The sequence below is a fragment of the Ruminococcus sp. genome, from assembly GCF_045129435.1.
Taxonomy (GTDB): Bacteria; Bacillota; Clostridia; order Oscillospirales; family Acutalibacteraceae; genus Ruminococcoides.
Genome location: NZ_JBGVJL010000005.1, coordinates 1 through 17,615, shown reverse-complemented (window position 1 = coordinate 17,615; position 17,615 = coordinate 1). Strand labels below are relative to the sequence as shown.

The 17,615-nt window shown below is 40.4% G+C and carries 22 protein-coding genes; all 22 read right to left on the bottom strand.

The window, feature by feature from the left end; translation table 11 throughout:
• A partial coding sequence (locus tag ACJMMI_RS00210) for an ATP-dependent RecD-like DNA helicase (protein ID WP_405352372.1) occupies positions 1–1,289 on the bottom strand: 1,289 nt, incomplete at its 3' end.
• A 22-nt stretch (positions 1,290–1,311) separates the two neighbouring features.
• Complete coding sequence (locus ACJMMI_RS00205) at positions 1,312–1,878, bottom strand: hypothetical protein (protein ID WP_405352370.1); 567 nt, start codon at positions 1,876–1,878, stop codon at positions 1,312–1,314.
• 43 nt (positions 1,879–1,921) lie between these two features.
• A complete protein-coding gene (locus ACJMMI_RS00200) occupies positions 1,922–2,590 on the bottom strand; it encodes an AAA family ATPase (RefSeq protein ID WP_405352368.1) in 669 nt (222 codons plus the stop codon).
• 13 nt (positions 2,591–2,603) lie between these two features.
• On the bottom strand, positions 2,604–3,101 hold the full coding sequence (locus ACJMMI_RS00195) for a siphovirus Gp157 family protein (protein ID WP_405352366.1): 498 nt from the start codon (positions 3,099–3,101) through the stop codon (positions 2,604–2,606).
• Positions 3,101–3,355 carry a hypothetical protein gene (locus ACJMMI_RS00190; RefSeq protein ID WP_405352364.1) on the bottom strand — a complete coding sequence of 85 codons (255 nt, stop codon included), beginning with the start codon at positions 3,353–3,355 and terminating at the stop codon, positions 3,101–3,103. The genes ACJMMI_RS00195 and ACJMMI_RS00190 overlap by 1 nt, the downstream gene beginning before the upstream one ends.
• A complete protein-coding gene (locus ACJMMI_RS00185; RefSeq protein ID WP_405352362.1) occupies positions 3,330–3,677 on the bottom strand; it encodes a hypothetical protein in 348 nt (115 codons plus the stop codon). The genes ACJMMI_RS00190 and ACJMMI_RS00185 overlap by 26 nt, the downstream gene beginning before the upstream one ends.
• Before the next feature lie 408 nt (positions 3,678–4,085).
• The gene (locus tag ACJMMI_RS00180; RefSeq protein WP_405352361.1) at positions 4,086–4,283 is read right to left on the bottom strand and encodes a transcriptional regulator; all 198 of its coding nucleotides are present in this window, start codon (positions 4,281–4,283) and stop codon (positions 4,086–4,088) included.
• A 363-nt stretch (positions 4,284–4,646) separates the two neighbouring features.
• Complete coding sequence (locus ACJMMI_RS00175; protein WP_405352359.1) at positions 4,647–5,987, bottom strand: phage tail tip lysozyme; 1,341 nt, start codon at positions 5,985–5,987, stop codon at positions 4,647–4,649.
• 195 nt (positions 5,988–6,182) lie between these two features.
• Positions 6,183–6,389, bottom strand: a complete 207-nt coding sequence (locus tag ACJMMI_RS00170; protein WP_405352357.1) for a phage holin — start codon at positions 6,387–6,389, stop codon at positions 6,183–6,185.
• An 11-nt stretch (positions 6,390–6,400) separates the two neighbouring features.
• A complete protein-coding gene (locus ACJMMI_RS00165; RefSeq protein WP_405352356.1) occupies positions 6,401–6,688 on the bottom strand; it encodes a hypothetical protein in 288 nt (95 codons plus the stop codon).
• Between the two features lie 689 nt (positions 6,689–7,377).
• Complete coding sequence (locus ACJMMI_RS00160) at positions 7,378–7,626, bottom strand: hypothetical protein (protein ID WP_405352355.1); 249 nt, start codon at positions 7,624–7,626, stop codon at positions 7,378–7,380.
• A gap of 17 nt (positions 7,627–7,643) precedes the next feature.
• A complete protein-coding gene (locus tag ACJMMI_RS00155; protein WP_405352353.1) occupies positions 7,644–8,726 on the bottom strand; it encodes a phage tail protein in 1,083 nt (360 codons plus the stop codon).
• Positions 8,726–9,286: a putative phage tail protein gene (locus tag ACJMMI_RS00150; protein WP_405352351.1), complete on the bottom strand. Its 561-nt coding sequence runs from the start codon at positions 9,284–9,286 to the stop codon at positions 8,726–8,728. The genes ACJMMI_RS00155 and ACJMMI_RS00150 overlap by 1 nt, the downstream gene beginning before the upstream one ends.
• A 3-nt stretch (positions 9,287–9,289) precedes the next feature.
• Positions 9,290–10,438 (bottom strand): baseplate J/gp47 family protein, encoded by a 1,149-nt coding sequence (locus tag ACJMMI_RS00145; RefSeq protein WP_405352349.1) that lies wholly within the window; start codon positions 10,436–10,438, stop codon positions 9,290–9,292.
• A complete protein-coding gene (locus ACJMMI_RS00140) occupies positions 10,435–10,833 on the bottom strand; it encodes a DUF2634 domain-containing protein (RefSeq protein WP_405352347.1) in 399 nt (132 codons plus the stop codon). The genes ACJMMI_RS00145 and ACJMMI_RS00140 overlap by 4 nt, the downstream gene beginning before the upstream one ends.
• A 14-nt stretch (positions 10,834–10,847) precedes the next feature.
• On the bottom strand, positions 10,848–11,162 hold the full coding sequence (locus tag ACJMMI_RS00135; protein ID WP_405352345.1) for a DUF2577 family protein: 315 nt from the start codon (positions 11,160–11,162) through the stop codon (positions 10,848–10,850).
• Positions 11,153–12,196 (bottom strand): hypothetical protein, encoded by a 1,044-nt coding sequence (locus ACJMMI_RS00130; RefSeq protein ID WP_405352344.1) that lies wholly within the window; start codon positions 12,194–12,196, stop codon positions 11,153–11,155. Before ACJMMI_RS00130 ends, ACJMMI_RS00135 begins: the two co-directional genes overlap by 10 nt.
• A gap of 12 nt (positions 12,197–12,208) precedes the next feature.
• Positions 12,209–12,940 carry a hypothetical protein gene (locus tag ACJMMI_RS00125; protein WP_405352342.1) on the bottom strand — a complete coding sequence of 244 codons (732 nt, stop codon included), beginning with the start codon at positions 12,938–12,940 and terminating at the stop codon, positions 12,209–12,211.
• Between the two features lie 66 nt (positions 12,941–13,006).
• Positions 13,007–15,256, bottom strand: coding sequence for a tape measure protein (locus tag ACJMMI_RS00120; RefSeq protein WP_405352340.1), 2,250 nt, complete (start codon positions 15,254–15,256; stop codon positions 13,007–13,009).
• A 138-nt stretch (positions 15,257–15,394) separates the two neighbouring features.
• On the bottom strand, positions 15,395–15,808 hold the full coding sequence (locus ACJMMI_RS00115) for a phage tail assembly chaperone (RefSeq protein ID WP_405352339.1): 414 nt from the start codon (positions 15,806–15,808) through the stop codon (positions 15,395–15,397).
• An 82-nt stretch (positions 15,809–15,890) separates the two neighbouring features.
• A complete protein-coding gene (locus ACJMMI_RS00110; RefSeq protein ID WP_405352338.1) occupies positions 15,891–16,358 on the bottom strand; it encodes a phage tail tube protein in 468 nt (155 codons plus the stop codon).
• Between the two features lie 17 nt (positions 16,359–16,375).
• A partial coding sequence (locus ACJMMI_RS00105; protein WP_405352336.1) for a phage tail sheath family protein occupies positions 16,376–17,615 on the bottom strand: 1,240 nt, incomplete at its 5' end.

Here is a 17,615-nt window from a genome sequence, read left to right as displayed (position 1 = left end):
CGCTTGTCCACTCTTGAAAGTGCCACATATAACTGTCCACTATCCCATATTTCCGGCTTTAAGTTGACGCCGTTTGTCAGTGTCATGCCCTGAGATTTGTGTATTGTGACAGCATAGCCAAGTTTAAAAGGATACTGAATAACTTCTCCGGCTTCTTCGTTTTTGACGGTTTTTTCGATGATCTCTTTTGACTGCCCATCTTTGCCGACAACAGTTTTCTTCTTTTCGTCCACTACCGGTTTAAAAACCTTATAAGTATTCTTATAAACATAGCAACGTTCACCGTTTACACGTATGCAGACATAACTTTCTTCGTCATCGTATTCATCCTCGTGTACATAATCAATAATGCCTGTTGAGCCGTTAAAATAGCCGTTACCGTTTGTTAGCATCATAACTTTTGCACCCTTTTTGAAATTCAGAATCTTTTCACAATTAACCGAAGATATATCGGCATCGCCTTTTATCTTGGCTTCGGAAGTGTATAAATCAGAGTCTATATTTCTTAAACGCTTTTCGTTTTCTTCTGATGCTGTGGCATTTTTGCCACAAAGAATAATGCTATCGTCATTTGTGAACGGCTGTTTTGCTGTATTAAGGTTGAACCAATCAAGCGTTTCACTGAATGGGTCATTTGACTTGTCGCAATACCTAACGGCATTAAGCGCATTTGCAAACTCTTCGTCGCCTTCCTGACGGTGTACCACTTGTAGTACAGCCGGATGCAAGTCCAAGGCTTTCCACAATTTTGACTCAAAAGCAAAAACCTTTGTGCCGAACACAGCCTTCAAAGCATCTTTATCAAGGCTTGTAACTACCGGAGGAAGCTGTGTAAAATCGCCCACGACAATAAGCTGTATAGGTTTAAAATCCGGCTCTCTGCCCTCTTTGCGTGCAAGTATGCCCTCATCGTGTTCACGCACTTTGTTGGCCAACATAACGGCTGTTGCCACATGCTCAAACAAATCGATGCGGACCATTGAGATTTCATCAATAACAATAATGTCTGCTGCAGCGATTTCTTTATTTGCCTTTTTTGGAAGGCTCACAATTCCTTTTGCTTTCAAGCCAAAAGCACGATGGACAGTGCAAGCGTTATAATCTGCTAAGTTTTGAGCCGCCGCACCTGTTGAAGCGGAAACGATAATATTTTTATCATTCTCCAGCGCCCACTCAATAAATTCTTTCAAAACACTAGATTTACCTGTTCCGGCTTTTCCAGTCAAAAACGTGTTTTGGCCGGCTTTCATTTGCTCAAGTGCTATTTCCTGATCTTTTGAAAACTTCATATCTGTACCCCATGATTATTAGTTAGTTGAATGGAAGCTCTTCACCTACACCCTCAGCAATGCTCATGAATCCATCAGGTGAAGTCGGCATCGGATTTCCTGTTGGTGATGTAAGCTGCTTTGCTTCTTCCGCTGAAAGTTCTTTTTCCTTCGGAATTGTGCAACCATCCACCTTATCATCAGACAAGAACCATCTAAGTTCCGGTGAAGCGTATTCCTTGCCCTTGTAAACGCTGTGAACTACTCCGAAGCAGCCACCGATACGCTTATTCTTGAACTGAGCGCACCACTCGGCAGAATTTTCTGTCCAGTTTATTTTGGCATTATTTGAATTTTCAAAGCATGTGCAGAACGTCTTGTATGATCTTGTGGTTTTCCCGTCCTGTCCTAACACATTGATATAGTTGGTTCCCTTATGAGGGTATTTCTTGTCAGGTCTAACATCAGCCTTGAACTGGTTCATGAAAAATTCTGGCTGAACATCATTCGGCGCAAAATCAAACAAAACAACAATCATGTCACCGCCGTTTTTGTTCTTCATCTCGCTAACCTGCTTGATAATCATGTGATGACCGCCAACTTCTGGCACCTCATAAGCTCCACCTGCCTGTGTGTTATCATATTCATTTGGCTTAACCATTTTTTACTTCCTCACTTTCTTTAGCTTCATAATTGATTCTTGCTATATCATAATAATCTCGGATATGTTCATCTACATATCTTAAATCATTTGGTATACGTGTTTCCTCAAACATTCCTTTAGGCGACTTTGAAACGGCTCTGTTTTCTGCCTGAGTCACAAATAAATGCTCACCGTTGTCGATGATGCAACGAAGGACTATTGTAAACATTCCCTCAACGCATACTTTTTCATCCAACAACTTGCCGATTGTTTTCGGTCTTGTATCACCGTTATCGTCTGTGTCCTCGTGCATGATTACATAAACGATTTTATCTTCCGGCATATTCATTATGAATTGTATCAATGACCAAAAATAATCAGCTATTGTGTTGTAAAATGCGAATACCGCATTTCCAGCACCCGTGTTAGAATGCCCCCTCATAAATTGATTTGTTATGAGATACCCGGCATCATCAATAACGATTGACTTTGCTTTGCTGGTTTTCAAACAAGTCAAAACTTGCTGATAGTCGTCTGTGTGCCACCCGTTTATTTTTCCTCTGAATGGTAACGGCTTGTTTAATACTCTTATCAAATTCCAGTCAGGATTTTGGCATCTTTCAAGCGACGCGCTTTTTCCTGTTCCAGAACGTCCGATCAAAAGAACTGGTACCGCCATAAAACTTTCCCCCTCAATCTATCTTTAAATGTTTTCCGCGCTCTTCAAGTCTAGCAAAATCAAGTTCCTGCCCGTCCTTTATAGCTTGACGGATTTTGTCATTGTCCGGTTTTATAATCACTTCTTTTTTAGTGTATTCATCCGGCACAATACTTGTAATCTTTAATGGCTGCAATCCACCATTATTTACGAGCTTAAAACGGTGTAAATCGGTTTTTATTTCTGACTTACCCATTTCTATCATAGCGTTTTGTAAAGCGTCTTTCATGCGCTTGTGAGTCGCTACAAGCCTATCCTCGATAGCTTTGAGTCGATTGATCTCTTTTGCTACGATATCAGCTCTGCCCTCAATCTCAGACATAACAGCTGCATAGCCATCAGCCTTGACTTCAATCTGTCCAAGTACAGCCTCAAGCGTATCATTAAATAATTCTATTTCCTCCGGTTCAGCACTTCCGGCAAGGTCTAACAGGTCCTTACAATCCTGAACCAAGCTATACAAAGTCTCCATTATTCAATCTCCTTTTCTACTCTTGCCCGTTCAATTTCAACTTCAACATTTCCGGGGATTTTCAAACACATAATGTAATCGCGGAGGCTGTCGGCAAGCTCATTCAAATCATCCTCAGCTTCGAATGAATTTTTTCCGAAGCAATCAAGTTTTACAACTAGCTCAATGCGCCCCTCATAATGCCGCATCGGTCTGTTTTCCATGTCAGCGTTATAGCTGTCTGCATCTCTAACAGGGTCGTTTGTTCTCTCCATTTTCCGCCTCCCACGCTTTGTTAAAAGCTTCATCAAATGCCCGCGCTTCCTTGTTATCCTCAGCTATGAAGTCTAATATATAAGAACCGTCTGAATAAAACTTATGCACGTAAAAGCCTAAGTCTGTCCCCTCTCCGTCCTTGCTATATTCACGACGGTCATATATTGTTAATTCACTTGCCGACTTGGTGAATATGGATGTTCCAAATTGTCCGGCGCCCTGTTCTTTAAGAAGTTCATGTAACTTCTCGGAAGCTTTTAAAAGGTCGTAAGCTTCCTTTTTAATCTCTGGTGTGATTTCTATCAGGTCTTTAATTTCCATTTTCTGTGTTTCCTCCTGTTTTAATTAGTTCGTTGTGGTTTTCCTTCACTTACTACGTTTACACCGTCAACAACTCGAAAAATGCTAAGTGTGTGCTTTATTCGAGTTATCCATTTATCGGCAAATTCTTTCGCCATAGCTGGATATTCGCCGTAAGTGGTTATGTCAATCTTGATGGTATAAACCGTAGTGTATTTGTGAGTTATTCTGTCATTCTTCATATTCCCAGCTTTCCCAAAGGTTACAAGCCATTGAACAAATAGCCGTAATGATAATGCCTACATACAGCCACATGATTATGTTTTCAAAGAATCTGGTTGTATTGGATGCTGTCAGTAGCATCATGATGATTGCTGAGATTGAAAAAAAGTTGAATCCCAGTGTAAACGCTTTTGTTATCGTTCTCATTTACGTTTCCTCCGGTTCAAATATTTCAGGCGATACCTTCAAAGCCTTACTGATCTTGAAAAGTTCCTCGGCTGTGATTTTTCGCTTACCATTCACTATATTGGAAAGAGCGTAAATCGCTATTCCTGTTTCACTGGCAAGCCACGAAAGTTTCACGCCGTTTTTTTCAAGATAAATCTTGATTTTGTTCTGTATCATTTTAACCTCCTTAACTTATTTCGCTCCCCTGCGATAGTCATATCATATATTATATGTTTGCGATTTTCAAGTGTTTTTTTGTGATTTTCGCAAAAATATTTGCGATTTTCGCAAATCTTTGACTTCTTTAGTCAAACTTTAGTCAAACTTTAGTCAAGCACATTTGTATGTGGCAAAATCGGGTAAAGTTGGGTAAAGTTGGATAACAAAAAAGCTCCCCCGGAACAAACCGAAAGAGCCTTTTTGAAAGAAGATATCAGTATATGAATGAAATTATTTTGGTTAGTGGCTTTGTATGTGCTTATGGTTAGGGGTTCACAAACTCAGCCACTGATAAGATGATAACACTATATTATGTCATCGTCAAACATACCATCTCGACTGAGCGCCGGACCCGTCAGACTTCCATAATGCGCCCTGATAGCCTTCGTCTGTACTTTCCTGAAGGTAATATGTTTTCCCTTCAATGTTCTGCCAGCCGACAAGCATATAGCCATTATCGCCGAAATAATACCAATGATGATTTATAAGTTCCCATGTATTTGTGAGATAGGTGTTTTCAGTATCAGCATACCACCAACCGTTATTATCCTCATGCCATCCGATTGTGTATCGTCCGAAAGTAGGAGACTCAGGCACACTTGGCTTTGTTACGGTTCCGTCACCGTTTGTCAGAGCTACAACTGTATGTCCTTTTGTTTTTGTGACAAGTATATCGCCGCGCTTTAAACCGCCCGGCAGAGCAACATTAACCTCTTCAAATGCCCCTGTTGCTATCAGCGTTGACAGCTCTGAGGCTGTATAAAAATCTCCTACGTCTATCCCGGCATAATTAACGCACACCCTAACCAATGCACTGCAATCAGTTTCGACAGCCTTATCGAGCTTTGATATGTCAAAGTTAAGTGGTTTAACGGCATAATAAAGCGTATCGCGCTGATATTGGTCGTATCCGATGTTGTCATTGGCACACGCCCACTCCATGTTTTGAGCGATAGCCTCACGAACTTTATCACTCTTTGCTCTGATAACGCGCCACCCCTTTGAATGAGTGTAATATTCCTGTATGCTTACTTCCTTACCATTCTGATCTCCAGGCTTTCCGCCATGAGCATTTCCGTTTTCGTCAATTCTTGCACTGCCGATTATTACCATTTTTTCCTCCTGTCCTAGCAAATTAAAAACCTCTGTGCTGTATCGTCTGCGGAGATTTATCGCAAGCTCCGCACGAGTCGGCATTTCAAAATGCAGCAAAACATAGTCGCTTGCTGTGTTTATATCCTGTGCCGATTTAAGCACGCCCAGAGTCGATTTAAAACTCGTTTCTAACTCGTGGTATAAATATTCACACTGAGTCTGTAAGTCGCTAATAGAGACATTCTGAGCCTTGCAACGGTCATATAATCCGGCTTTGCGCCCGGCTGTTGTCCACTGAACCAAGCCATAGCCGTAAGACTTACCGAGTGGATTTAAAAACTCGACTCTGCTAATGGAGCCGTCATCAACCGCTTTTGTGTAACTTTCGTCTGTGTAAGTTTTCCCTGTCTGTTCCTTGTAGCGATTTATGCAAAGTCTTTCAAGCACATTCGGTTTGATGCTAGACTCTCCATAAAGGTTTCCCATGAGTCCGGCAACACCGAACCTTGTTAGACCTCGGAATCGGAAGAAATCCCAGATGAATTGCATTTCGTTTGTTAATTTCATTTTTTACTTCCTTAAAAACAAAAAAGCCCCCGTTTTTGGCGGAGGCATAAAGGCGATAACCGCCAAGTAAAAGTTTATCTTTAGTTTTGTAAAGTTTTTCTTTATCCTCAGAAATGGCGATTGCATGACGGGCACACAACCGCCAAGTCCAAGGAGTAAAAAATGTCAATTTATGATAAGAGCTAAAAGCTCGAATCACTGTTCTTTTGATGCATTATAAGCATCTGTCGAAATCTTTATCACAGTTCCGGCAAATACACCGATTGCGGAGACAATGGCCGCAATCTTTGCCCCTCCGGAATATCCCAAAGTCTCAGAAACACTTGTGATAAATGTAGTTGCCGGAAATGCTAACAAACATATCCATTTAAGAATGTTATAAACATTATCTGGAAGTCTCATAATTTCCCCTTTCACAAAAAATCTCGTTCCTCTAAACACTTGCGATAAATGCGCTTTATGTTTTCTTCGGACATTACAGCTTTTTGATTCACGAAGTTCGGATGATTCGCACAATAATTGTCGTATTCTGTTATGTCTGCAAGAATATCATTAAACATTTCTTGCGAATGTCTAATATTCTGCGTCAATTCGTCTGAAAATCTCAAAATTCTATGACGGTATAACAGAGCATCTCTTAATGCTACTTTTTCCTCACTCTCAGTCTTTAAATTGTCAATTTTAGTGTCGATTTCGTCCATATGTTGACGAATATTCCCGACTTCTTCATTCAGCTTGTCTAAACCCTGAACATGGGACACCCATTTGATTAAACATGTCCAAGGGTTAACCTTTATTGGAGTTATTTCGACAAGTGACAGAAAAATCACTACAAGTATAACGATGATATCTTTGTATTCTCTGACAACATTTAGTATGTTTAATAAGTTCAATTTCTCCCCTTCCAAAAAAGAAATTATTCAAATAATATCCAACTACCGCTATTCATTTCTTGATACTCTCCTCATATTCGTTTATTCTCGGACACCATTTCGGAATTGTCTTAGGTTTCATTCTCAGATTAGGCCGGTATCCGCAAAGTATAAATTTGCATTTATCCATTTTTCCATATCTGCTGCTCCAAACAACTCTACTCGAGCAATCTTTACATGATTTCATTTTTTGATGTTTCCATAAATTAATGTGGGCAAGGATTTGCACCTTACATACGGTCTTTTTCTTCACGATTTGAGTATATGTTCTCCAACTGGTTCCACTTTTTCGGCACGTAGTCTCAACTCTCGTATGACCGCCAACCGTTTACTGCTGAATCCTCGTGAATTTGTATTTGCGTCTACTATTACATAGGTCCTCGAAGTCGCAATGCCTCTCGCTATGTTTTACCACTACCATCTCGTGATATAGTGTCTATTCCGCCACCACATTAAAATCACTCTGTTTTGGTTTCCTCAGAAACTTCGGTCTCATGCTCCACTTGTTCGGTGTATCCTACAAGCTCGTGGCCAAACTCGTCCTCAATCTTAACTGTTGCGGCCTTTACATCAGGCGCATTGTGGAGATTCATTAGCTCCTTGTGATAATTCACTTTTGCTTTTTCCAAATCATCAAAAGTTGCTGAAACTGCTGCACTGTATGCGTCTGCTGTGTTTCTTACGAGTTTGATTATGTTGTATTTCATGATTTATTCTCCTTTATTTAATCATTAGTCCAATACGAAAATGTGCCCGAAACTCTGCACGCTCCACTGATTGTTGAATAAAATATAATTCTCCCATCTGTTAATATAGCCAATGTACCACAAGCACTATATACCCCATAACTGTTACAAGCAACTGTAACTATATGTGATGATGCCGGTTTAACCGCAACACTACCTAATTGAACACCATCACCTACATTTATTGATGGTACATAGAATGATATAGTCCCTGTTACAAGCGTTCCTATTCTATATAAGCCTCCACCATCAAAATTATAATTCGCATTTGGAATGATTGCGATGCTGGTTGGTTTTAAACCACTTACGTAATTAATCAACGAATCCACTGTGAAACAACTCTGATTTATTTCCCATGAACCTGCACTACAAGCTGTTATGCATCTATAAAGCACGTTATTGTATATGCACAAATCACCTACTTTATAATCCTTTAATGGCGAATATGTATCACCGATATTAAACACCAGTACCTGTGCAACATTGGCATTATAATCAACCTCATCTATAGCATTTACTAACGATGTTTTATCATCTGTTGTTAAAGTCGATAAATCACCGATGCTTGTGTTAATTGTGCTAACAGTAGCGTTTAATTGTTCAACTGTTACCGTCCCTGCCGGATTAACACTCAGATTAATCGAATTAGCGTTCTGCACCGTCATTTGCATGTTGTAGATAAATGCACTTGGATTGCCGGCATCAAACACCGGCATCTGATCAGGTGTAACCGCTGTAGACACCGCAAAAAGTATCGGTGTATCAGTGCCAAGCTGAGCAAAAAAGCCGAGCGTGTTAATCAGATAAGCCGTTTCAACTCCGTCATTGTCAAACCTTGCCGACACCTGTACAATGGTATCGCTGTAAACTCCGGCATAATTGATGTTTACTGTACTCTCAACGTCCGTCAAAGCCGTAAGCGCTTCGAAATCTGTACTTGACGGGTATACATGGCTTGAAGCCTGCGCCGTTGTAAACGTCACCGTCTTACTCTCGGCAATGGCTTGCGCTATCAAATTCTGTCCGGCTGCCGTTATGACAGCTCCATTATATTTTCCCATTAATTACCCCCTGTTCCGATATTCTGGACAAAAGTATTACTTATTACCGCTCCGACATTAGCACTGCTGATAAGATAATTCTGTACTTCCTGATTAGCGTAAATTCGCAAGTGTGCCGGAACTACGTCCCAAATCAAATCATAGAGCAGATCAATAGCTCCGTATCTGTCTGAGGTTACGAAAATCTTTATCCAGCACTCTTCGGAATTTACCTCTAACGTGTATCCGTTTTCTCCGTATAGTGCTGTGAGCCTGTCCTTCAAATCCCAATAGGTGTATGGCACTATCTGACTAAATTTCTGTATCAGCCTTGCCCTTCTAAACTCTATTGTATCACCATAACGAACCGTAATTCCAAACAATTTTTCCCATGTTTTAATGGTGGATAAATCGGCGGTCTGTATATACTGATTATAGTATATGTTTTCGGAATTTTCATTCAAACTATCAAGCGAAACGCCGAAAGCCTTCATTAGTTCAATGTATTCCAAAACAGGTTTGAACCACGTAGGCAGCTGTTGCATTAACGTTTCGTTTGCTGGTGTATTATCAAATCTCATAATTTACACCTCGTTCAACGTGATAGTACCAACAACAGGCACTTGCTGTAATGCTGATGTTTCCGTCAACGTTAAATCTGTTGTGCTACCGTTGATAGTCAAATCTGTAACATTAACAACTTCAGGAACATTCAAAATGGCGTAAATTATTCGAGCAATATAAATAACAACCGGATAACTGATAACATGTGCTGTTAAAGCATTACCCCACGACTCGCGAACCGATGTGAAATATGCTTCAATCTGAGCCTTAATATCATCGTCGTACAATTCAAGGCCATTGACAATATCATCTCTAAACTGAATTGTGGCGGTTATATTGACAGTCAATTCTGTACCTGTCGTGATAGTGACAGCTGCGCCGATAGGTGCTACACCGTATCCGTTCGGACTCGGTGAACTATCCCCCGTAGGAATCGGACAAATAGCATCTTGAACAGTGTTTATCAAAGCTGATGAAGCCGGTTCGAAATTGTCATTCAGAATCGAACATAAAACAGTGCCACCGCCTTGCCAAGCCGGATACACTTGCACAGCTCCAACGCCTGGAATCTCTAATATTGCTTGACGGTATTCTGCTATGTTTCCGCCATAAGGCTGTGAACCAAAAGTATTAAAAAACCTTGCTCTTAATGATGTATCTGTTTCTTCCTCTGTACCTTCGGTTATAATCTCACCTAAAACGGCACTTGATAAACCGGCAATAGCTGTTATTGGAATTAAAGCACCGCTATAATTATTGCCTATCGTACCATCAACGGCACAGGTCATTTGATAAGTATAAACGCCTTCAGACTGGCTTATTAAATCACCACTAACAAAGATAACAGAATCAGCACCATTAATGGTTTTAAACTGACTTCCTGTTGGGATTTCTGCATCAAATATGCCCTGTCTTATTGCCGGAGTAGCGCTTTTTCTTGTAATACCACGCAAGGCAACAATATCATCAAGTGCATCACCAGCAGCATAAAAGGGTGAAGCGTTTTTTTGTATTTGATTGAGCGTCAAATACATTCCTTCAAGCCACCAAGCTGCCGGTCCGATAGCAGTCTGAATTAATGAGCCTTCACGCTTGTCGAGATCATCATCAACCTGATTAAGCATCGAAGCTTCAATATTGGCTTTTGTATACTGTGAAAAATCAATCATATCATCACCTCTTCTCCAAAGTCGCCGTAAACCGTTCTGACTGTAAAGGTCCACAACATTGAATCGCCATTGACCGTATAGTTAAAATCAGACACCTCGATAATCCTAGAATCTACAGACAAAGCATCTTCAACCATGCGCGGAAATTCACTAACAACATAAGACGTTTCTTCTCCGATTAAAGTTTCAAGCTCAGAACCTATATTAGAAGTGTAAATCTGCCACTTAAAACGGTCTGTACTCAACATTATATCAACAGCCTGTTTAACCGCTTCTAAGCCGTTTATATCGCATTGTACGCGCATTGTTTCACGATTTATGAGCCAAGTCTGTGAAGGCTGTGATACATATTCTAATTGCGTTCCAAAATTAACATTTTCCGGTAATGTAGCCATATATCACATCTCCTTTAGTTTTGTACTTTTGATAATATTATAAATCGCTGCCCATGCTGGACACGTAGCATAATAACTTTGTCCATTACTTGTAAAGCTTCATTAATAACCACTGTAAAGCTTGCCCCGTCAGAAGTCGTACCGCTATATGTTTTTGGCATAACGGCACTCGTGAAGATCAATGCTTCTTGTGGAATCGGCATCATATATTGATTTATAGTTACGCTGTATGGTGCAACGCTCATAATTGTACCGATAACAAGGTCTGTAAGCTTTAATTCTTCTATACCATTTTGTATTAAAGTCTGTAAAACCTCTATTAAATCCATGAAGCACCGCCTAACTGTTCAAAGTTCTTCACCTCAATAGACATTGTGTGAATATTAGCACCCTCATAATTGTGTGTTACCTTTTCAGCTAGCAACAATCTGTTAGCCGACAATGTAGCAATTTGAGAAATTCTGACAGGAATAATATTACCGGCTCTTAGTCCTGTCACCCCCATAGCACTAATGTTAATACTTTGAACAACTCTATTATAATATGCTAGATAGTTTTGACACAATTCATCTATCTGAGCATCATTTAAATTTTCATCTACAGTATCATAATATTGTAACAATCCCCATTTAGCTTGTGTTTCCGTATCATCGTGCATGAATACTTCGCCACGTCCTGTTTCTTTGTTCGGTCTGACTAATTTTATACGGTTATAAGTTTCGCTTGATATATCTCTTTTATAAGTATAATCTGTCACAAGTGATTTGTTCCCAAGCATCTGCTGCACAAGCATATTTTTGACTTCTTTTAATGTTAGTTTTCCAAAATCATCATAGAACACAAAAATCTTACCTGTTTGAACTATCACCGTAGATAAAGCATCGTAAATCATACCCAAGCACTCAGTATTATCTTTAATCAAACAAGGGAACACATACCCTGTCGGCTCTAGTGTTCCTATTGTCAGGCCGAAGTCCGTAGCAAGCTGCGTTATGATTTGTTCCAAAGTCATGTTTGTAAAAGTATACGAAGCTTTAGCCTTTAAATAATACGTCTGATCATAAGCCGTATATTCAACTTCACCACCCAAGGACCTTTGAGCCGTAAATATAAATCCCTGAAAAATCTGCGTTCCGTTATCAACAAACTGAACCATTGAGCCTTCTTCAAGTGCAATTCCGCTATTCTCTACACATGAAAACGTCATTTTTGAAGCACTATTAAAACGCTGAGTAGTTATACTGATTTTTGTTGTGCAATTGGTCATATTCTTTGACAGCGTAACTTTTTGCCCCGGCACAGAAGGACCTGGCTCTAATTGTTGCGTACTGTTTTTAGTAATCGCCGTTAATGAATAACTCATTTAGTCACCTCTTTAGCCTATTACTTGTAATTGCGCTTCTGTTATCCACCCATAAGAACCTATCAATATAGGAAATGCACGACCAGCAACAATGCGATTAACCGTTGTCTGAATATTATTAGCCGTTCCATGCGGCTTACTTCCATAGCTGTCATTACAATATGTACCATTAGCAATAACAATCGCCCCTACACGCATAACAGGAGTTTCAACGGGCCTGTCAACAACCGCTGTGACTTGCTGAGTTTCCGAAGTTTGAGTGCTTGTGTTTTCTGCTGCTTCAGGCAACGGGGAAATAGGCTCCGCTATGGCCACTGTTTCAGGTGCATAATTACGGTATTCTTTCAACGTGATACTGTAATAAATATCGTTTGGTTCTCCGCCTTTATCTTTTGTCGTAAAATCTTCAATGATGCAAGTCATGTTTGTGTCAAACAAATCAGAACGATTTATTATCAATCGTCCTTTTGTACGGTTTTTCTTCGCTTTTTCTAAAGACTTAACTATTGATCTCGGAGAACGTCCACCATCAACATAAGGTGCGTAAGTATCTTCGGTAAAAAAAGACTCCCACGAAACCTCTGTCAGTCCTGCCGGCATTGGCACAACTATTTCACCTTTATCAAGCACCTCAAAAGTCTTATTCTTTGATGGTCTCTTTATCTCGATTTCGGATGGATTAACAGGAATCTTTATTTTTTTACCAAACTTCAAATATATGTCTGTTCCTATTGGCACTTTCAAGGCTATAATCCTCCTCTTTCAAAAATAGGCGTTACAAGGTTTATTCCAAGTAACGCCTAGTAACTATTAAATATTATAATTCAAAGCTGTGTGGTTTGACATCTGCTCAATTAGCATAACTTTAAGTTTATCGGCAATATCGCTCGGAGTAAGAAGCTGTGCCTGACCTTCCGGAATATTAACCGTAATGTTAGGCGCTAACTGTTTCAATTCAAGCCTTGCCATATACTTGCGCTCTGCCAAGTCTCGATAAATCTTTAAATCTTCATCGGATAAAGTAACGTCTTTTACCTTGTCAACAGTGCCGACATTGGTTTTACCACCGCCGCCACCTGCGCCACCGCCCATAGCATTAGCAAGGTTATCATTGGAATTGATAAGATTAGATAAATCGCCATTGTCACCACCTGTTAAATCACTTAATCCTTGTGTAAGAGATTTAAGGCTATTAACAAGGCCATTCTGAGCCGTATCCCCCCACGCTGAACCCTTTTCAAAGCCTCTACTAAAAGCATCGCCCATTGAAGTAGTCTCGAAACGATCAAGTGTAATCATTTCATGTCTTGTTGGTGCTGTAAGTCCGGATTTATCAATTCTGCCTGAGATAACCGAACCAACAGAACCGACTTTACCAACTTTACCGATACTGACACCAGGAATGTTATTTAAGCCTTCGATAATACCGTTTATAGCGTCTAACGCTACATTAGCACCACTGACAAAAGCATTAGCAATCGCTGTGGCTGCTTTATCGGCACCATCAATAACGCTATTAAAACCGTCAATAATCATTGAGAACATATTATAAAATCCTGTTTGTATACCGAAAACAGCATCCCAAAAACTATTAGCGATAACTTCGGCACCTCTTATAACTCCGTTTGCCATGATAGCAAAACCGTTTTGAATTGCCTCCCAACAACCTAACACAAAACCAGCAATATCTCCAAAAACGGTATGCCCTGTTTGAGCAAGATTATGAAATGCCATTATAAGAGCCACAACAACCACAATAGCCGCCACAATTGCGTCAATAATCCAAACAATAGGGCAAGCCTGCAATGCCGCATTAAAGGCGCTCTGCCCGGCTGTAGCCGCAACCGTAGCCGCTGTATAAATTCCTTGTGCCGTTGCCATTATGCCTGTCAAAACACCATGAGCGGCCATGATAGCCGATGTAATACCAGCAACAACATTGTAAGCCACATAAGCGCCTACAACTCCCATAATAATAGGCTTTAGTATGTTCATGTTATCCGAACACCATTTGATTATTTCACCAAGTTTTTGAAAACCTATTATTCCGATATTGGTAGCAACTGTGATAGCTGTTGAAAGTCCGTTTAATATAGAGATAAACTCAGGACTATTAATAGCATCACTTATGACCTTTTGCAGTGCTTGGAAATTATAGACAGCAGTGTTCATAAGTTTATTCATAGCACGACCAAAAGTTAATGGCATGTTCTTAAAACGTTCGTCAATATCCGTTCCGGCGTTTAAAACTGCATTTTTAACAACTTCGGCTGTGATTTGACCTGTTTCTGCAAGCTTTTTAACTTCACCGACAGAAACGCCCATCTCTTTAGCAAGGAGCTGTCCCAATTCCGGCAAGTTTGACATAACATATTTCAAGTCATTTCCACGAAGTACACCCAAAGACAAAGCCTGTGTCAGATTGTACATAGTAGATGCAACACCTTCGGCATCTGTACCGGACAAAGCAAACTGTTTATTCAGGATTTCCATAAATCTAGTTGCTTGCGGCAAACTAGAAAAAGCCTCCGGCGCACGTATCTTGATTTTTGCGATAGCATCAGCCATGTCTAGGAATTTACCACCGGCTCTTTGTGCCGCTTGATAAATCATTTGCATGTTTTCGCTAACATGACCTACATCAATTGAGTTGATACGCGCTTGAATCATGCTTAATTGGTCACTTAAACCGATTAAACCTCTGACAGCTTGAAAACCACCAAAAGCCACAATAAGCCTTCTAATACCGCCTTCAATGCCCGACGAACTTTTATTGAATGATTCAAGAAAGCGCTGATTTTGGCGGTTTACGTTATCCATAATGCCATTTAAACGTTCTTGTATAGCCGCTACCTGTTCAGTATAGCTTTGGTATGCTCTTTGTGCTTCTGTTGCTTTTTTGGTAGCTTCGGCCGCTTTAGTTTGCTTTTGCTCGTATTCTTCTACTTTTGAGTTGAGCTTGTCAAAAGAATCGGCTATACGTGTACCTATTTCAAGGAATTTTGAGAAACTAGCCGAAAATCCGTCTATGATTTTCAGTTCTTCACTTATTACTGCCACGACTCTTCATCTCCTTTTCTGCAAAATACCAACAAAGCGCAACCTCTCTATCGTTCATATCAGCGACAACGCTCGGCGGAGTGCCAAAATTAACAAACATATATTGAGATAAGGCGACCTCTTTAAAGCCGCCCTCGATCAGTTTTTTACCTCTTCCTCAATGCCTTCAGGTGTATCAAAGTCGTTAAATTCCATGATTGCATCAGACAATCTTGAAAACTCTCCGACTGAAAGCATACGTGCTGGAACATCTTCCGGATTAATGACTTTGTAATAATCGCACATTTCGGAATCCTTGAAATTAGGACTAACAACACAAGTCAAAATGAGCAGCTTTGAATACTTTGTGTTGTCTGTTTCTGTTACCATCTGGCCATTAACACGCTCTCTACGTTTGCACCTCTTCATAAGTGCGCTTGCTGTCTCTGAATCGATCTTACGAATCTTGAACGGCAACGGCTTCCCGTCATCACCCTTGAACCTTTCAGAAATAATGACTTCCTTTGTTTCCTCCATTGGTGAAGGCTGTAAAAATCCTTTTAAAACTGACATATTTTTTCTCCTTTATAAAAAAATATTGACTAGATAATGTAATTATACACCATCTAGCCAATATATAACAATTATTCAGTTATCAGCCAAGTGTAGCCGGGTCATTGAAATAATTAAGAACTTCAAGCCCTGTGTAACTGAATGATACTTCCTCTTCAAGCCAGTCAGAATCGGCATCGAGCATAGCAACTGGCACTTTTGACAGCTTACAATTGTAAAGCGCAACAATCTGCTTGCCTACCGTTGTTCCCGGATCATCATTGGTTATCTGAAGTGTAAAGTATGGAAGCTTACCTGTTTTGAGATAATCCTGTAAAAGCTTGATGAAATAAGGTGAACCGTAATAAATTGTCATTGCACCCGTTAAGGTTACTCCTGTTGTCTTTTTCTGAACTAATGTAGTTCCGACAACCTTAAAATCGGACTCCTGAAATTCAGCATCGGACTGAAATTTCTTCATCTGAAAAAGCTCATGATTTTCACCGTCAACGGTCATTACTGCACTACCGGATTTACCGTTAAGCACATCTCTTTCAAGCAAAAAAGCCATTTTTCAATCTCCTTCCTTTATGCTGCCTCAACCGTTACAGTGTTAGGTGTGACGGTTACGACAACATATATCTTCTCAACTGAATCCACTGGCTGGATAGCAACATTGACAAGAACCGCATCGACCGCATTACCCTGTGTAACAGTTACGTCCTCGGCTGTGAAATTCTGGACACCGTTGTTAGCCTGCATTTCATTGATATAGCCGATAATCCATTTACGAAGTAGCGCCCGGCCTTGATCATTGTTGTCGACCTTGCCGATGAAATACTTTGAAAAATACTCATAAGTATCATTACAGAACTGCATAATCACACGCATTATCCTGTTTTTCTTGAACTCAGCACCCTCAGTAGGCGTAACGGTTTTCTTTGAGTTTACATCGGTGCAAATCTTAACAACGTCAAAATCATCGGCAAATACAAGCAGACCGTTTTTAACCGCTGTTTCAAGCTGTGTGTCTGTAAGCTTCGGATTAGCTTCAACCGCTCCAATATACTGAGCGTATGTAAGACTCTGATTGTAATTTGCACCTGCTTCAACACCGGCAACCCAATAAACAGCCTGTGACGCTGTAAGAGCTGTACCGTCATTAAGCTTTACACCATTACCAACAACAATAACATACTTTGTATTAGCTGTTGTGGCATCACCTGAACATACAAGCTGGCACTTCCTTCCGACAGCTTCATTCATACGTGTAATGAACGAAATATAAGCATTTGTAATAGTGGCGTCTGTACTATCAAGCGCAAGAATATCAAACCTAAAAGGCTCAATAGCTGTCAGGAAACTTGCATAATCCGAATTTGTAAGAGTAGGGTTAGCACCGCTTGTGAGTGCGGTTCCTGTTGTAGTAGTGATCTCTGAACCGGTTCCGGAAAATGTCACCCACGCATTTGCAACAAGTGCGTCAAGCTCAGTTATAGTCTGAACATCAACTGAAGCACCATCAACAATGGTAGTAACATCGTAAGAACCCTCATTGTCAGGGTCGGCACTTACAGCTACTGAAATATCGTTTCCACGAGTTCCGGCATAAAGCGCTGTTACGGTCAAAGCTCCGATTGTAGCACTTGCCTGTGTTCCTCCGGTTCCGAGTCTATAAAGTAAAATTTTTGTTGGTGCGCTTGTAGAATCTGAACCCTTTAACATTTCTCTGATAAAGAGCGCATCTGCACCGGTTATGTCGCAACCAATATAAGGAGTCAAATCCTCTCCGGCTGTAATGGCCTGTACTGTGCCAAGTACGCCCCAA

Coding starts and splice junctions, on each gene's coding strand:
- ACJMMI_RS00140 (WP_405352347.1), bottom strand. CDS start 10,833: ATGGCTACATTACCGGAAAATGTTAATTTTGGAACGCAATTAGAATAT.
- ACJMMI_RS00130 (WP_405352344.1), bottom strand. CDS start 12,196: ATGAGTTATTCATTAACGGCGATTACTAAAAACAGTACGCAACAATTA.
- ACJMMI_RS00175 (WP_405352359.1), bottom strand. CDS start 5,987: ATGAAATTAACAAACGAAATGCAATTCATCTGGGATTTCTTCCGATTC.
- ACJMMI_RS00180 (WP_405352361.1), bottom strand. CDS start 4,283: ATGATACAGAACAAAATCAAGATTTATCTTGAAAAAAACGGCGTGAAA.
- ACJMMI_RS00170 (WP_405352357.1), bottom strand. CDS start 6,389: ATGAGACTTCCAGATAATGTTTATAACATTCTTAAATGGATATGTTTG.
- ACJMMI_RS00150 (WP_405352351.1), bottom strand. CDS start 9,286: ATGAGATTTGATAATACACCAGCAAACGAAACGTTAATGCAACAGCTG.
- ACJMMI_RS00135 (WP_405352345.1), bottom strand. CDS start 11,162: ATGGATTTAATAGAGGTTTTACAGACTTTAATACAAAATGGTATAGAA.
- ACJMMI_RS00110 (WP_405352338.1), bottom strand. CDS start 16,358: ATGGCTTTTTTGCTTGAAAGAGATGTGCTTAACGGTAAATCCGGTAGT.
- ACJMMI_RS00195 (WP_405352366.1), bottom strand. CDS start 3,101: ATGGAGACTTTGTATAGCTTGGTTCAGGATTGTAAGGACCTGTTAGAC.
- ACJMMI_RS00185 (WP_405352362.1), bottom strand. CDS start 3,677: ATGGAAATTAAAGACCTGATAGAAATCACACCAGAGATTAAAAAGGAA.
- ACJMMI_RS00145 (WP_405352349.1), bottom strand. CDS start 10,438: ATGATTGATTTTTCACAGTATACAAAAGCCAATATTGAAGCTTCGATG.
- ACJMMI_RS00165 (WP_405352356.1), bottom strand. CDS start 6,688: ATGGACGAAATCGACACTAAAATTGACAATTTAAAGACTGAGAGTGAG.
- ACJMMI_RS00155 (WP_405352353.1), bottom strand. CDS start 8,726: ATGGGAAAATATAATGGAGCTGTCATAACGGCAGCCGGACAGAATTTG.
- ACJMMI_RS00200 (WP_405352368.1), bottom strand. CDS start 2,590: ATGGCGGTACCAGTTCTTTTGATCGGACGTTCTGGAACAGGAAAAAGC.
- ACJMMI_RS00190 (WP_405352364.1), bottom strand. CDS start 3,355: ATGGAGAGAACAAACGACCCTGTTAGAGATGCAGACAGCTATAACGCT.
- ACJMMI_RS00115 (WP_405352339.1), bottom strand. CDS start 15,808: ATGTCAGTTTTAAAAGGATTTTTACAGCCTTCACCAATGGAGGAAACA.
- ACJMMI_RS00160 (WP_405352355.1), bottom strand. CDS start 7,626: ATGAAATACAACATAATCAAACTCGTAAGAAACACAGCAGACGCATAC.